This is a genomic window from Methanothermobacter thermautotrophicus (assembly GCF_014889545.1).
In the GTDB taxonomy this organism is placed as follows: domain Archaea; phylum Methanobacteriota; class Methanobacteria; order Methanobacteriales; family Methanothermobacteraceae; genus Methanothermobacter; species Methanothermobacter thermautotrophicus_A.
This window is the reverse complement of the sequence record NZ_QKOF01000006.1, coordinates 515,865-529,780: the sequence shown is the minus strand read 5'-3', so window position 1 is coordinate 529,780 and position 13,916 is coordinate 515,865. Positions and strand designations below refer to the sequence as shown.

At 49.2% G+C, this 13,916-nt stretch carries 11 protein-coding genes and 3 tRNA genes; 7 read left to right on the top strand and 7 right to left on the bottom strand.

Going from position 1 to position 13,916, the window contains the following annotated elements; all coding sequences use genetic code 11:
• Positions 1–16: 16 nt before the first annotated feature.
• Positions 17–90 (top strand) — tRNA-Ala (locus DNK57_RS07215).
• Positions 91–271: 181 nt separating this feature from the next.
• Here DNK57_RS07215 and DNK57_RS07210 read toward each other — a convergent pair.
• From DNK57_RS07210 to hypA, 3 genes are read right to left on the bottom strand one after another with little or no spacing between them, the layout of a single operon-like run.
• Positions 272–1,300, bottom strand: a complete 1,029-nt coding sequence (locus DNK57_RS07210; RefSeq protein WP_192962270.1) for a DUF354 domain-containing protein — start codon at positions 1,298–1,300, stop codon at positions 272–274.
• Between the two features lie 20 nt (positions 1,301–1,320).
• A complete protein-coding gene (hypB, locus tag DNK57_RS07205) occupies positions 1,321–1,974 on the bottom strand; it encodes a hydrogenase nickel incorporation protein HypB (RefSeq protein WP_192962269.1) in 654 nt (217 codons plus the stop codon).
• Positions 1,975–1,986: 12 nt separating this feature from the next.
• Positions 1,987–2,355: a hydrogenase maturation nickel metallochaperone HypA gene (hypA, locus tag DNK57_RS07200; protein ID WP_192962268.1), complete on the bottom strand. Its 369-nt coding sequence runs from the start codon at positions 2,353–2,355 to the stop codon at positions 1,987–1,989.
• Between the two features lie 92 nt (positions 2,356–2,447).
• Here hypA and DNK57_RS07195 point away from each other — a divergent pair, with 92 nt between their 5' ends.
• Positions 2,448–3,305: a ribose-phosphate diphosphokinase gene (locus DNK57_RS07195; protein ID WP_192962267.1), complete on the top strand. Its 858-nt coding sequence runs from the start codon at positions 2,448–2,450 to the stop codon at positions 3,303–3,305.
• 173 nt (positions 3,306–3,478) lie between these two features.
• On the opposite strand, the gene lonB is transcribed toward DNK57_RS07195, so the two are convergent.
• On the bottom strand, positions 3,479–5,413 hold the full coding sequence (lonB, locus tag DNK57_RS07190; RefSeq protein ID WP_192962266.1) for an ATP-dependent protease LonB: 1,935 nt from the start codon (positions 5,411–5,413) through the stop codon (positions 3,479–3,481).
• A 144-nt stretch (positions 5,414–5,557) separates the two neighbouring features.
• Complete coding sequence (locus DNK57_RS07185; protein WP_192962265.1) at positions 5,558–6,799, bottom strand: PAS domain S-box protein; 1,242 nt, start codon at positions 6,797–6,799, stop codon at positions 5,558–5,560.
• Between the two features lie 160 nt (positions 6,800–6,959).
• On the opposite strand from DNK57_RS07185, the gene cobQ reads away from it, so the two are divergent.
• On the top strand, positions 6,960–8,474 hold the full coding sequence (gene cobQ, locus DNK57_RS07180; protein WP_192962264.1) for a cobyric acid synthase CobQ: 1,515 nt from the start codon (positions 6,960–6,962) through the stop codon (positions 8,472–8,474).
• 217 nt (positions 8,475–8,691) lie between these two features.
• Here cobQ and DNK57_RS07175 read toward each other — a convergent pair whose 3' ends face one another.
• The gene (locus DNK57_RS07175) at positions 8,692–10,107 is read right to left on the bottom strand and encodes a DASS family sodium-coupled anion symporter (RefSeq protein WP_394354491.1); all 1,416 of its coding nucleotides are present in this window, start codon (positions 10,105–10,107) and stop codon (positions 8,692–8,694) included.
• 144 nt (positions 10,108–10,251) lie between these two features.
• Positions 10,252–10,968, bottom strand: coding sequence for a heparan-alpha-glucosaminide N-acetyltransferase (locus DNK57_RS07170; RefSeq protein WP_192962263.1), 717 nt, complete (start codon positions 10,966–10,968; stop codon positions 10,252–10,254).
• Positions 10,969–11,095: 127 nt separating this feature from the next.
• Between DNK57_RS07170 and DNK57_RS07165 the strand changes: the two genes are divergently transcribed.
• The 4 genes from DNK57_RS07165 to DNK57_RS07150 all read left to right on the top strand — a co-directional run bounded on the left by DNK57_RS07165 (position 11,096) and on the right by DNK57_RS07150 (position 13,732).
• Positions 11,096–11,169: transfer RNA gene (locus DNK57_RS07165), tRNA-Gly, on the top strand.
• Between the two features lie 2 nt (positions 11,170–11,171).
• A tRNA-Gly gene (locus DNK57_RS07160) sits at positions 11,172–11,245 on the top strand.
• Between the two features lie 283 nt (positions 11,246–11,528).
• Positions 11,529–12,569, top strand: a complete 1,041-nt coding sequence (locus tag DNK57_RS07155; RefSeq protein ID WP_192962262.1) for a hydroxymethylglutaryl-CoA synthase — start codon at positions 11,529–11,531, stop codon at positions 12,567–12,569.
• Positions 12,570–12,580: 11 nt separating this feature from the next.
• Positions 12,581–13,732, top strand: a complete 1,152-nt coding sequence (locus DNK57_RS07150) for an acetyl-CoA acetyltransferase (protein ID WP_192962261.1) — start codon at positions 12,581–12,583, stop codon at positions 13,730–13,732.
• The last annotated feature ends 184 nt before the right edge of the window (positions 13,733–13,916 follow it).

Here is a 13,916-nt window from a genome sequence, read left to right as displayed (position 1 = left end):
AATGTATACTTTGTTAGGGCTGGTAGCTCAGGTTGGTAGAGCGTCGCCTTGGCATGGCGGAGGCCCCGGGTTCAAATCCCGGCCAGTCCACTCAAAATTGTTTTTAGACTGTTTTTATGGTTCTAGATTTATTTTACTCATCATATGAAGGTTTCATGTTCATTAAATGAAAATCATCAGGAAAATAATGACTTCCGATTCTGGTTTATGAATCCAGAGCCCCTACCTTGCATCTATGGACTGCCACCAGCACCTTTTTAAGGGCGACCCCCTAACTGGACTCTGCGGCCTCATAGACCATGTCAACTATGATCCTGAAGAGGTCATCCGTCCTTAACTTCTTCCTTTTCCTCTTTGAGACAAGGAGTCTCAGGGCTGTGTTCACGATTTCGTCCACGTCGGTGGATCTGTACATGAGGCCATTATCTATATAGAACCTGTCCACTGAAAGGGGCTTGCCAGGGTAACATGATATGACAGGTGTGCCGAGGAGAGCCGCCTCCCTGTTCATGGTCCCGCCGGCGCCTATAACAAGGTCACATCTCTTCATGAGGCTGAAGGTGTCAACGGGTGGCTTTATTATGGTAACATTATCATATCCCTCGAAGATCTCTGCCTGTTCCCTGAACCTGGGTATTATGAGGATGTTGGCATAATCCTTCAGGACCTCCACTATGGGTGTGAGGACAGATTCATGGCAGTCAGCGTCAAGATAGGATGCCAGTGAAGGCTCCGGCCTCATGAGTATCGTCTTCTCCCTGTCAAGTTTCAGGTTCAGGTCCTCGAATATGTTCTCATTGTATTCAAAGTTCTGGAAGTGGATTATCTCGGAGGTGCCCCTGTACCTTTTTATCCTGTTTGGGTCAGCACCGGTCCTCATTATGTCCCAGAGGTCAATGACCTCAGGCATTATTATATTGTCACAGAGTGGGAGGGTTAACTTGTTTGCTGCCAGGGCATGCTCGTTGTCAAGCACATAGACACTTGGGATTCCCAGACCAAAGGTTACCCTGGGGAGTTCTATGGAGTGTTTTGAAAGGCCAACATCTGGTTTCTGTTCCGCTATAAACTTTGAGAGTTTATATGCTCTCTTTGTGCTCTCAATGAGTTTCTCGGAGAGGGTTACTCCATGTTTGCCTATTGATGTGAATTCAAAGCCGAAGAGCTTCATGAGCCTGTGTATATCACCGAACTTCCTGGCGGTGATTATGACATCCTCGCCCTCCTCCTGGAAGTAGGTTATAACGTCCCTGAAAAACCTGACGTGGGGGGCGTTGGTGATATCAATCCATATCTTCAAGGGAAACCACCATAAAAAATTTAGTCCGCCATTTCCCCTTCAATGGCGTCTATGATCTCCTGAACACCCTCACCGGTCTTGAGGCTGGTCCTGAGTACCTTCACGGTAGGGTTGATTTTTTTAACATCACTGACCATCTTGTCAAGGTCCGCGCCAACGGCCTCTGCAAGGTCGGCCTTGTTAATAACAACCAGGTCCGCCTCCCTGAATATGAGGGGGTGCTTCTCGACGGTGTCGTCGCCCTCTGTGGAACTTACAACAACAACCCTCATGTGTGATCCGAGGTCAAAGTCCACCGGACAGATGAGGTTGCCGACGTTCTCAATGAACAGGAGGTCCACGTCGTCAAGGGGGAGGTCCTCAAGTCCGTGCTCAACCAGGTGGGCGTCAAGGTGACACTCCTTACCTGTGTTGAGTCCAACGACAGGTACTCCATACTTTTCGAACCTTCCAGCGTCGAATTTGCTTATAACGTCCCCTGCGATAACCGCAACCTTCCTGTCCATGTTCTCAATGAGTCTCTCTATGAGAGTTGTTTTTCCGGACCCTATTGCGCCAAGAAAGTCAACTGCAAAGACATTTGCCCTGTCAAGGCGCCTCTGATTCTTCCTGGCGAGTTTCCTGTTTGCAAGTAGTATGTCATTCTGAATTTCAACCTCTGCTACCTTATGCATTGAATTCCTCCTCTATTCCCTCTTTTCAATCTTTATGTTTTTAACGTTGCATTCCCTGCCAGCCCTCACATGGAACCCATGGCCGCCACAGCCAGGACATGCTATAACCGGGGTGAAGTGGTCAAGTTCATCTGCCTCAACCACGCCCTCATATCCGCATTCACACTCTATCTCCACCGGGACAACCTCAAGGTTGAATCTGGCACCTTCAAGTATTGTGTCCTCGCTGAGGACCTCCAGCATGAATTTTATCTGTTCAGGGTTCAGCAGGGTAAGCTGGCCGATCTCAACTGTGACCTCAAGGACCTCAACGGCGTCATTCTTCTCTGCAGCATCGATAACCGTCCTTACAATTGCATCGGCCATGGATAGTTCATGCACCCATTTCACCTCTTTAGTCTGACAAAATTTTATAATTAGAATTAATAGAGTTATCTATATAAAAATTGTTAATTACCTGAAGGTGATTTTTCATGATAATAGGTTGTTCAGCGTCACAGAAACTTGCTGCATCAGTTGCAGATTTATTAGATGAGCCTCTATGTCCGGTTGAAACCCGTAAATTCCCTGATGGGGAACGTTACATCCGGGTTAAGGGTGAAGTGGATGGAGAGGTTACCGTTGTGCAGTCAACAGGTTACCCCCAGGATGAGAATCTTATGGAGCTCCTTTTCATGATAGAGAACCTCAAGGACCTGGGAGCTGATTATGTGCGTGCAGCCATACCTTACTTTGGTTACGGGAGGCAGGAGAGGCGTTTCAAGAGCGGTGAAGCCGTTTCGGCGCGGATAGTCGCCCACCTCCTTGAGTCTGCCGGTGCAGATGAGATTGTAACCGTGAACCTCCATGAGAACTGCCTCACAGGGTTCTTCAGTATACCTGTAAGGGAACTCTCTGCAATGCCCCTCATCGCGGAACACATCTCCTTCCTTGATGATCCTGTGATCATCGCCCCTGATAAGGGTGCCCTCGGCCATGCCCGGGATGTTAGCAGCATAGTTGGATGTGAATGTGACTACATGGAGAAGGTCCGAATATCCCCTGAGGTTGTTGAGACCCGTGTTAGGGACCTTGATGTTGAGGGTAAGGACGCTGTGATTGTTGATGACATCATAAGCACCGGTGGGACCATAGTAAACGCCGCCGGGATTTTAGGGGAATGTGGAGCCTCAAGCATAACTGTTTGCTGTGTCCATCCTGTACTGGTGGAGGACGCCCTCCTGAAGATATTCTCAGCCGGTGTTGAGAGGGTCATTGCAACAGACACCCTGAAATCTGATGTCAGTGAGATCTCGGTTGCACCGCTTATTGCAGATGCCATAAAGGATTAATCTAAGTAACCTTTATTCATTATGGTTCCTGAATTGGGATCAAACTATTATTACTTTTTTAACCATCATACCTTAATCAGAAAAGAGGGCATGCAAAGCAGCATATAAAAACACATTTCGCCCTTACAAAAAAATCAGATCTAAGATATTCCAAAAAAGAGTTAAATGGAGGATCAATGCATAGCAGGTTTCTTCATGATTGAAGGCACAATATCACTTATCTTCTGCATCCTCTCAATGAGGCTCTCCTTACCCTTACCGATGAGTGCATGTTCAAGGACATCCCCGAGGGTCTCAACCGGTATTATCTCAACCATGTCCTCATACTTCTTCTCAATCATCACATCGCCCATGTTGGATGCAGGTATCAGTACCTTCCTTATGCCTGCCTCTGCAGCAGCCTCGATCTTCCCTGTGACCCCCCCAACCGGGAGCACGTCTCCACGTATGCTCAGTGAGCCGGTGAGGGCAACTGACTGGTCAACGGGTATCTCCTCAAGGGCTGATATGACGGCTGTTGCAACTGAGACACTTGCACTGTCACCCTCAACACCATCATAGGCCTGGAGGAACTGTATGTGGATGTCATAGTTGGATATGTCTGTACCTGTGTACTTCTTTATGAGGGCGCTAACATTCTGCACAGCCTCCCTTGCGATTTCACCGAGTTTACCTGTTGCTATTATCCTCCCCTCCTCCTTGCTCTGGGCAGGGGCAGCCTCTGCGGCTATTGGGAGTATGATTCCACTCCTATCACCGATTATTGCAAGGCCATTGACGCGTCCGACCTCTCCACCCTCTGATTTGAAGACACTGTACTTCTTCTTCTGAACGATGTATCTATCTGCAATCTGCTGCTCAAGGGTCCTTGAAAGCTTTTTAGCCTCTATAACGTCCTCTGTCTCCACAAGTTCTGCTCCGCGGCTCTTGGCGATGTCACCTGCAGCCCTTACAAGACCCCCCAGTTCACGGAGTTTGAGGGTAAGGGAGTCCTTCTTACCGGCCCTCCTCTGGGCCTCCCTTATTATCTCCTCAACTGCCTCCCTGCTGAAGTGAGGGATCCTGCCATCCTTTTCAACTTCCTGCGCAACGAACTGAACGAGTTTGTCCCTGTTTTCTGGTGTGTCCGGCATCGTGTCCTTCATGAAGACCTCGTATCCGTATCCCCTTATTCTTGAACGGAGGGCAGGGTGCATGCCCTCAAGTACCTGGAGGTTACCTGATGCCACCAGTACGAAGTCACAGGGAACCGCCTGTGAGCGTACCATGGCGCCGCTGCTTGTTTCGCTCTGGCCTGTGATTGAGTACTTCTTCTCCTGCATTGCTGTGAGGAGTTCCTGCTGGGTCTTCATCTTCATTGTGCCTATCTCATCTATGTAGAGCACTCCCTTGTTGGCCCTGTGGATCATCCCTGCTTCCACCCTCTCATGTGCAGGTGTGCCCAGACCACCTGACTGGTAGGGGTCATGCCTCACATCACCGAGGAGGGCCCCTGCATGGGCTCCGGTTGCATCGACGAATGGTGCGACCTGCCTTCCCTCATTGTTCACCAGGAGTTTCGGGACCATGACCGTTGTCCGTGGCCTGAACTGCTGCAGTGCCAGGAATATTATACCTGCAGCTATTATCGCTGCCAGGAACTGGTTCATCATGAACCCAAGGACAAGGATGAAGGATATTATGAGCATCATGAAGAGGTTCTTCTTCTCATCCTGGGCCCTTGCCTTGTTCTTGTGGTTCATCACGATCTTACGGCCCTCTCCTGCTGGCACGGCCCCTATGAGGGGATTGTTGGGGTCCTCTATGTTGGGGTAGACCAGTATGTCCTGCAGCTGTTCGCGTGGCAGCAGCTCTGCCATCGCCTTTGCCAGCATGGATTTACCCACACCTGGTTCCCCTATTAATAAAACGTTACGCCTCTGTTCAGCCGCCTTCTTTATTGTCTCAACGGCCTCTTCCTGCCCTATGATCTGATCTATGAGTCTTTCTGGGACTTCTATATCCTTTGAGGTTTCATATGAAAGGGCCTTCCCTGTTCCCTTTTTAGTCTCGTTACCCTCATATGAAACAGATTCCTGAGTTCTGGAGTTTTTAATGGTGGTTTTCATTTCTATTCAGATGCCTCCATTAAGTGAAGTGGTTAAAATTAAAATCACAGTTCCCAATTGTTTCTTCTACTTAAAATATTTTACTTACAAATTTTTATTTTAATATATGTGGGTCCCATTTATAAAGGTATCCCCCATGGCAGGTCACCTGTTTATTTCAGATATAAGGGCCAGGGCGTTCTGTATGAATTTCTCAACTATTTTACGGTACTTCTCCTCGCTCGCCTCCAGTGCCTGCTGGGTCCTCTTCATCTCGGTGATGTCCCTTGCAATGGTTGAAATCCCTATGATCTCACCATTGAAATCCCGTAGTGGTGACAGGGATATTGAAACCCAGATCTCCTCACCATCCTTCCTTATACGCCTTGCCTCAAAGTTTGAAACTGAATCCCCTGATTTAACCTCCGATATCAGGCCCCGAAGCCTCTCAAGTTCCTCCTCGTCCATTAGGATGGAGATGTTCTTCCCCTTAACCTCATCTGCACTGTAGCCATAGATCACCTCAGCTCCCCTGTTCCAGTCCATTATGTTACCCTCAAGGTCATAGCTGATGATGCCATCACCTGAGGATTCAACTATGGCTGCCAGTCTCTCAAGTTCCCTCTGGAATTTAATTTTCTCTGTAACGTCCCTGAAGATCGCCCTGCTGTATTCGACCTTCCCGTTCCTCATCCTGACATTGACGTTCCCCTCAACGAATACCTTCTCCCTGTCACGGGTTATGAAGGCCGTCTCGACGGTGGGTATGTTCTCACCTGACATCACTCTCCTGAAAAGTTCACGACACTCCTGGAGTTTATCCGGGTGTATCACATCGAAGAGTGTGAGTTCCTCAAGGTCCCTGTCGGTGTAGCCAAGGGTCTCCTTCCATGCCCTGTTAACATAGACGAATTTACCCTCAGGGTTAACGGCCTGTATCATGTCAGTGGCGTTCTCAAGGAGGTCCCTGAACTGTTCCTCACTGCTCCTAACTTCCTCCTCCATTTTCCTCCTCTGGGAGATATCCCTTATTATTGAAGTTATATACCGCCCGGTAGGCGTTTCAGCAGGGTTGATGGTCATCTCAACAGGAAACTCTGTCCCATCGGATCTGAGGGAAACCGTCTCAAAAACCCTTCCGCTGAGCTCATGTCTACCAGCAACACGGTACTCCTCCATTTTAATGTGGAGATCATCCCTCATGTGTTCAGGGACCAGGATATCCAGATTTTTACCCCTAAGTGTCGGGTATCCGTACATCCTGTCTGCTGCAGGGTTTGAGAAGACTATGACACCATCCATGTTAGCCGTTATTATGGCATCAGGACTTTTACTGATAACAGTCTCAAAAATTGTCTTAAGATCCTCTTCAGACATTTCAGGAACTTCAGGGGGAACAGAGGCCATTTAATCATCTCCCACAATGAACATCTTGAGTAATATTTTCGCCAGCAATGTATTTAAGATTTTAGTGTCCAATATTGTTAGGAACAGGCTCCAGTTAACCAAGGTCATATTAAATAGAAAACAGTTAATGGGGCAATTTCCACTGATCAATGGTGAGGCCATGAGTGCAAAGTGTATAATGGTTCAGGGCACGTCATCGAGTGCAGGTAAGAGCGTCCTGGTTGCAGCCCTCTGCCGTATATTCTCAAGGAGGGGCTACAGGGTTGCGCCCTTCAAATCCCAGAACATGTCACTGAACTCCTTCACAACAGCTGAGAACAGGGAGATAGCTGTGGCCCAGGTCCTCCAGGCAGAGGCCGCAGGGATAGAACCATCACACCACATGAACCCCGTCCTCCTCAAACCCAAGGAGGACTTCACATCCCAGGTAATAGTCCATGGAAGACCCGCAGGGAACATGAACTTCCAGGAGTACCAGACAGAATTCAGGGATACCGCCCTTGAGGCGATAAGGGAATCCCTCGAGTACCTTAAGAGCAGATATGAGCTTATAGTGATAGAGGGGGCAGGATCCCCCGCCGAGATAAACATGAGGGACAGGGACCTCGCCAACATGGAGATCGCCCACCTTGCAGATGCCGACGTTATACTGGTTGCTGACATAGACCGTGGGGGTGTCTTCGCATCAATTGCAGGCACCATGATGCTCCTTGATGAACCTGACAGGTCCCGGATAAAGGGTGTTGTCATAAACAAGTTCCGTGGCAACATTGACATACTGATGCCCGGCATTGAGAGGATCGAGGAGATCACAGGAGTCCCAGTGCTGGGTGTTCTGCCCTATGATGAAGGCCTGAAGCTCCCTGAGGAGGACTCAGCATCCCTATCCCAGAGGAAGTACCGGGGGAGTGGGGATATAAGGGTTGGAGTTATGAGGCTGCCCCGGATATCAAACTTCACAGATATAGACCCCCTTGAGTACGAGGAGGACGTTGCTGTGAGGCTCATAGAGACGGGTGACAGCCTTGATGACCTTGACGCCATCATAATCCCCGGCACCAGGAACACAGTAAGCGACCTCATCCACCTTGAGGAGAACGGCTTTGCTGACGAGATCCGGGACTTAAGCCGTGAGATACCCATCTTTGGCATATGCGGTGGCTTTCAGATGCTGGGGAAGAGGATCATTGATGATGCCCGGCAGGAGTCCCTTGCAGGGAGTGTTGAGGGTCTTGGTCTTCTTGACTGTGAAACCCGGTTTACAGGGGAGGGTAAGATAATATCTCAGAGCAGGGGAAGGGTCCTTGGTAACGGGATCTTCAGTGGTATCAGGGGAGAGACCGTGGAGGGCTATGAACTACATGAGGGGACCACAGTCCTCGGTGATGTGAAGCCCTTGCTGCGGGTTGAGAGTGGTTTCGGGAACACAAGGGGAGGAGGATTTGATGGGGCGGTCGATGGAAACGTGGCCGGAACCTACTTCCATGGAATATTCCATAACTTCCGCTTCAGGAGGTACTTCACGAATATCCTCAGGGAGAGGAAGGGCCTTGAAACCCTTGATTATGTGGACGATAACTTCAGTGCCTCAAGAAGGTTCTCAATTGACAGGCTGGCAGAGATCGTTGAGGAAAACATGGACCTCTCCATCATCGAGGAGATCCTTGAAGGATAGATTTTAAGGACCCAGTCTTCATTTTCAATCTTAATTCTTTTAGAGGATTAAGGACGCCATATTTTAAAAGAGACTGTTCCATGCATTAACCAGAACAGACATCCTGTCAGGATTAAATTCTGGACTCCCAATCTCTAACAGAATTCCTTTGAAGTTCAGCATTTAGAGAGGACCATCATCAGTTAAAAAATAGGGGGGATGCATCTGCAGACCCGGGTCATGATATGAAGGGCACTGCCAGGGTTGTGATCACAAGGACCGTCAGGATGATACCCACAGCTATGATGGGAATCCCGGCCCTCGGTATATCCCTCAGCTTAACGTAGCCGGAACCGTAGGCCATTGCAACCGTGGGGTCTGCCATCGGGAGCATGAATGACAGTGAACATGCAATTGCCACTGGTACCGCGTATACCCCGATGGGCTGGTGCTGGGCAGATGCAAGGGTCACCGAGAGGGGGACGAGGATGGCTGACAGGGCTATGTTGGACATCACCTGGGTGATGATCACCGCCACAGCCATAAGCAGGAGCATGACAACCACAGTAGATGGATCTGAACCCAGCATGCCCACAAGTTTATCAATTATCCATGCAGCCGCCCCGGTCTTGAGGAGTGCGCTTCCAAGGGATAGTGCCCCTCCAAAGAATACCACGAGGCCCCAGTCAATGTTCTTCTGTGCGTCCTTCCATGTTATCACACCCGCGAATATGAACATCACAGCGGCTATAAGTGACACTGAGTAGCTGTTGATGCCTGTAAAACCTGCTGTAACCCATAGCAGTATTGCGAATAGGAGTATCCCTGTGCTGAGCTTCTCATCCCTGCTCAGTGGACCCATCATCCTTATCTTCTCACCTATCAGGGCCTCCCCGTTTTCGAGTGCCCTTACCTCGCTGGGAAAGATCCTCATAAGGAGGAACCATGTGACAAGGAGCATTGCAATCGAAAGTGGGAGACCGAATATCATCCAGTTAAGGAAGGGTATGCTGGTGTAGGCAGCTGCCATGAGGTTGGGGGCTGTTCCTATCTCTGTACCGAATCCGCCGGCAAGGGACCCGAATGATGCCCCGAGTATCATGGCCTTTGCATAGTTACTCTTTCCCCGCTCAGGTTCGGAGCAGCCCATTATATCCACTATCTCCTTTATGATGGGTAGGAGCATTGCAAAGGCGACAACATTCTCAATCCATGCAGATAGAAGACCCGTTGAGAATATGCTTACAAACAGCCCCCTCTCCGGTGAGGTTCCAAGCCTCCCCAGGAGGTAGTAGGTGAATCTCTGGGCGAGACCACTCTTCCTTATGGCCTCCGCCATTATAAATCCCCCGATCATGAGGAAGAGTATGGGATTTGCAAAACCTATAACCGCGTTTTCAAAACTTTCAACACCAATGAGTGGCTGTGCAAAGAGTATTATGAGTGATGTTACAGCCAGTGGGACGGCCTCTGTTGCCCACATTGTAACTGCAAATACAAGTAAAGCAATTGCGGCGTGTCCTGAAGCCCTCAGACCCGGTAATGGTACCAGGTATACCCCAAGGGCCAGCAGAAAACTTAGAATGAATCCTTTTCTGGCATCCGTAATATTACCTCCATCAGCTAATAAGATATAATCCGGATTTAAAGCCAAATTTGCTTTAGTTAATAAATCCGGATGTAAACTCGAGACTTGATTTTACATTTTATTGTTAATAAGTTTTTTGATAATTAGTGTGTGGACCATTTACTGAGGTTATTTACGTCATGAAGCTTCATTCCAGCATTCTGGAGTCATTTAAGAGTTTAAATCCATTAATAGCCAGATTATCCCCACTATCACAGGCTGATGGATCAGGTAGACCTTCAGTGAGTTTCTTCCAATCAGCTGAAGTAGAGAGGGACTCCATGCCCTTAATCCAAATCTTCTACGGTATCCCGGGTAGAGGGTGTCCCCTGTGAAGATTCCAAGGAGCACAACACCCAGCCACGGGAAAAGCGGGAAGTAGTCAAGGGTGTAAAGATTATAAGGTCTGATTCCAAGCCACATCAGGAGTGGAGTTTCAACACGCACCCCTGACATGATGAACCCCACCGTGATTGCAATAGCCGATAATGTAAGTGCAGCGGCTCTCCTTCCGGCAAGGGGGTATGTAAGTATAACTGCAAGGCCTATGAAGTGGAGCACCCCAAAGACTATGAAACCCTTGTGGGGGTAGATCCATGTTGCGGCGGTGATGACCATCCCCCAGAGGAATATCTTCAAACCTCTCAGGATGTAATGTCTGGCATTAACTTCCCTCCTTGAATGGCTCAGGCTGAGGGACACCCCGACGAGGAATATGAAAAGGAACGCCGTCAGCCTTCCGGTGAACCAGATAACCGGGGAACCCATGTCAATATCCAGGACCCCCAGGAAGTCAAGGTCAAAGAGGGCATGATATCCAATCATCATCAGGACAGCAGCCCCCCTGAGCGCATCAACCTCCCCGAACCTTGCATGAGCTGTAACCATGGAGACCTCCATTTATATGTGGAACCCCTGAGAATAAAAACCGCGTGCTAAAATTCATTGCCTGAACAGACGAAAAATAGAAAACTTTATATACTATGATCTCAAATCTTTTCTATGCCTACGAATTGCGGCGTTAGTCCAGCCTGGTTAAGACACTGGCCTGCCACGCCAGCGACCCGGGTTCAAATCCCGGACGCCGCATAGCGGTTGTAGTCTAGTCTGGTTAGGACTCGGGCCTTCCAAGCCCGCGACCCGGGTTCAAATCCCGGCAACCGCATATATCTATTCTGAATTAATGCCCCCTGGATTTTAATAGGATCTTTTTCTAGATACCCTTATCAAGGACATCTTCTTCTATTCCCACCATACCCCTCTGAATGGAGATTCCTTAAAGGATTTAACCTTTCATTTTTCAGATTTACATGGTTTTACAGAGTGTCCACATCAGGCAACCATATATCAGTTATATATACTAGAAGCCATGATAGTAGAGCAAGGGATAAGTACTTTAATTCTAGAATAATAACAGGATCCAGAATGATATTAATGGTGTGATATTCATGGCTGGAATAGTTGGATATGGAGTTTACATTCCATCATACAGGATAAAGGTTGAAGAAATCGCGAGGGTCTGGGGAGACGACCCCCAGGCCATATCACGGGGTCTGGTTGTGGAGGAAAAATCAGTCCCTGGTCCTGATGAGGACACAGCAACAATCTCAGTTGAGGCAGCACGTAATGCCCTCAGAAGGAGTCAGATAGATCCTTCAGAGATAGGAGCTGTCTATGTGGGGTCAGAATCACACCCTTACGCTGTTAAGCCAACAGCAACAATAGTTGCAGAGGCTGTTGAGGCGACACCTGAGATGACAGCAGCCGACCTTGAGTTCGCATGCAAGGCAGGTACCGCAGGTATACAGGCCTGCATGGGGCTTGTTGACTCAGGCATAATCAGGTACGGCCTTGCAGTTGGCGCTGACACAGCCCAGGGAGCCCCCGGCGATGCCCTAGAGTACACTGCATCAGCAGGCGGGGCAGCCTATGTTATAGGTGGAAAAAACTGCCTTGCAGATATAAAGGAAACCTACAGCTTCACAACAGACACCCCCGACTTCTACAGGAGGGAAGGCATGCCCTACCCCCGGCACGGGGGAAGATTCACAGGTGAACCCGCCTACTTCAAGCACGTCCTTGGAGCCGCCAGGGGTATGATGGAGAAGACCGGCCTCAGTGCAGATGACTTCGATTACGCTGTTTTCCACCAGCCAAACGGGAAATTCTACCTGAAGACCGCCCGTAAACTGGGATTTGACAGTGAACAGGTGAAACCAGGACTCCTGACACCCGTGATAGGGAACACCTACTCAGGTGCGACACCAATAGGCCTTGCAGCAACCCTTGACGTTGCAGAGCCCGGCGCAAGGATACTCGCAGTGTCCTATGGTTCAGGTGCTGGAAGCGACGCCTTCATAATAGAGGTTAATGACCTCATAGAGGAGAGGCGTGACCTTGCACCATCTGTGGCCGAGATCATCAGGAATAAGAGGTACGTGGACTATGCCATATACGCCAAATTCAAGGGCAAACTCAGGATGGCTTAAGAGGTGATATAATGAGGGATGTAGCAGTTATTGGAGTTTCACAGACAAAATTTGGAGAACTCTGGGATGTCTCCTTCAGGGACATGATAACCGAGGCCGGACTTGGAGCCATAGAGGACGCAGGAGTCGAGGGCGCCGACCTTGATGCCATGTACGTTGGTAACATGTCAGCCGGTCTATTCATAAAACAGGAACATATATCCTCACTAATCGCGGACCACGCTGGCCTGACACCCATACCCTCCACAAGGGTTGAGGCAGCCTGTGCATCAGGTGGACTCGCCCTAAGGAGTGGCATAATGGCGGTTGCATCAGGATACCATGACATCGTGATAGCTGCAGGTGTTGAGAAGATGACCGACGTTGTTGACCCGACACCTGCCATTGCAACAGCATCCGACCAGGAGTGGGAGGCCCAGCAGGGTGTCACCTTTCCATCACTGTATGCAATGATGGCCAGAAGGCACATGTATGAGTACGGTACCACAAGGGAGCAGCTCGCCATGGTCTCAGTTATAAACCATGAGAACGCATCAAAAAACCCCAGGGCCCAGTTCCCGATGAAGGTCACGGTTGAACAGGTCATGAACTCAACAATGGTTGCGGATCCCCTCAGGCTCCTCGACTGTTCACCGATATCCGATGGGGCTGCAGCGGTTATACTGTGCCCTGCAGACATGGCGAGGGAGTACACAGACACCCCTGTATATGTGAAGGCATCTGCACAGGCCTCGGGTACCATTGCACTCCATGACAGGAGGGACATAACAAGGATTGATGCTACAGTTAATGCGGCCAGAAAGGCCTTCAAGATGGCTAAGATGACTCCAGGGGACATAGACCTCGTTGAGGTCCATGACTGTTTCAGCATAAACGGTATACTGGCTGTTGAGGACCTTGGATTCGTTGATAAGGGTGAAGGTGGAAGGGCCTTTGAGGAGGGTATAACAAGGATTGATGGTGACATGCCCGTTAACCCCTCAGGTGGGCTCAAGGCACGTGGTCATCCACTTGGAGCTACCGGGATAGCACAGGCAGCTGAGGTTGTATGGCAGCTGCGTGGTGAAGCCGATAAGAGACAGGTGGAAGGTGCTGAGATCGGTATGACCCACAACATCGGTGGAACCGGTGGAACAGCAGCAGTCCACATATTTTCAAGGTAACCACCATCCACCATTATTTTTTTGAAGCTGAGCCCAGAATTCTTGAATAATGACATTTTCTCATTCCAGAACCAAAGTTTTTTCCTGAAATAAAGAATCGTAGTAAACCCAAGGAGAAAAAGTTACTAATAAATAAGAAACGTGCCCACGAACCCTCAAAAACCAGAGATTACAGTGCCAAAAA

Bases quoted from the DNA above. Each gene is read 5' to 3' on its own strand.
- hypB (WP_192962269.1), bottom strand. From the start codon at position 1,974: ATGCATAAGGTAGCAGAGGTTGAAATTCAGAATGACATACTACTTGCA.
- DNK57_RS07195 (WP_192962267.1), top strand. From the start codon at position 2,448: ATGATAATAGGTTGTTCAGCGTCACAGAAACTTGCTGCATCAGTTGCA.
- lonB (WP_192962266.1), bottom strand. From the start codon at position 5,413: ATGAAAACCACCATTAAAAACTCCAGAACTCAGGAATCTGTTTCATAT.
- DNK57_RS07185 (WP_192962265.1), bottom strand. From the start codon at position 6,799: ATGGCCTCTGTTCCCCCTGAAGTTCCTGAAATGTCTGAAGAGGATCTT.
- cobQ (WP_192962264.1), top strand. From the start codon at position 6,960: ATGAGTGCAAAGTGTATAATGGTTCAGGGCACGTCATCGAGTGCAGGT.
- DNK57_RS07170 (WP_192962263.1), bottom strand. From the start codon at position 10,968: ATGGTTACAGCTCATGCAAGGTTCGGGGAGGTTGATGCGCTCAGGGGG.
- DNK57_RS07155 (WP_192962262.1), top strand. From the start codon at position 11,529: ATGGCTGGAATAGTTGGATATGGAGTTTACATTCCATCATACAGGATA.
- DNK57_RS07150 (WP_192962261.1), top strand. From the start codon at position 12,581: ATGAGGGATGTAGCAGTTATTGGAGTTTCACAGACAAAATTTGGAGAA.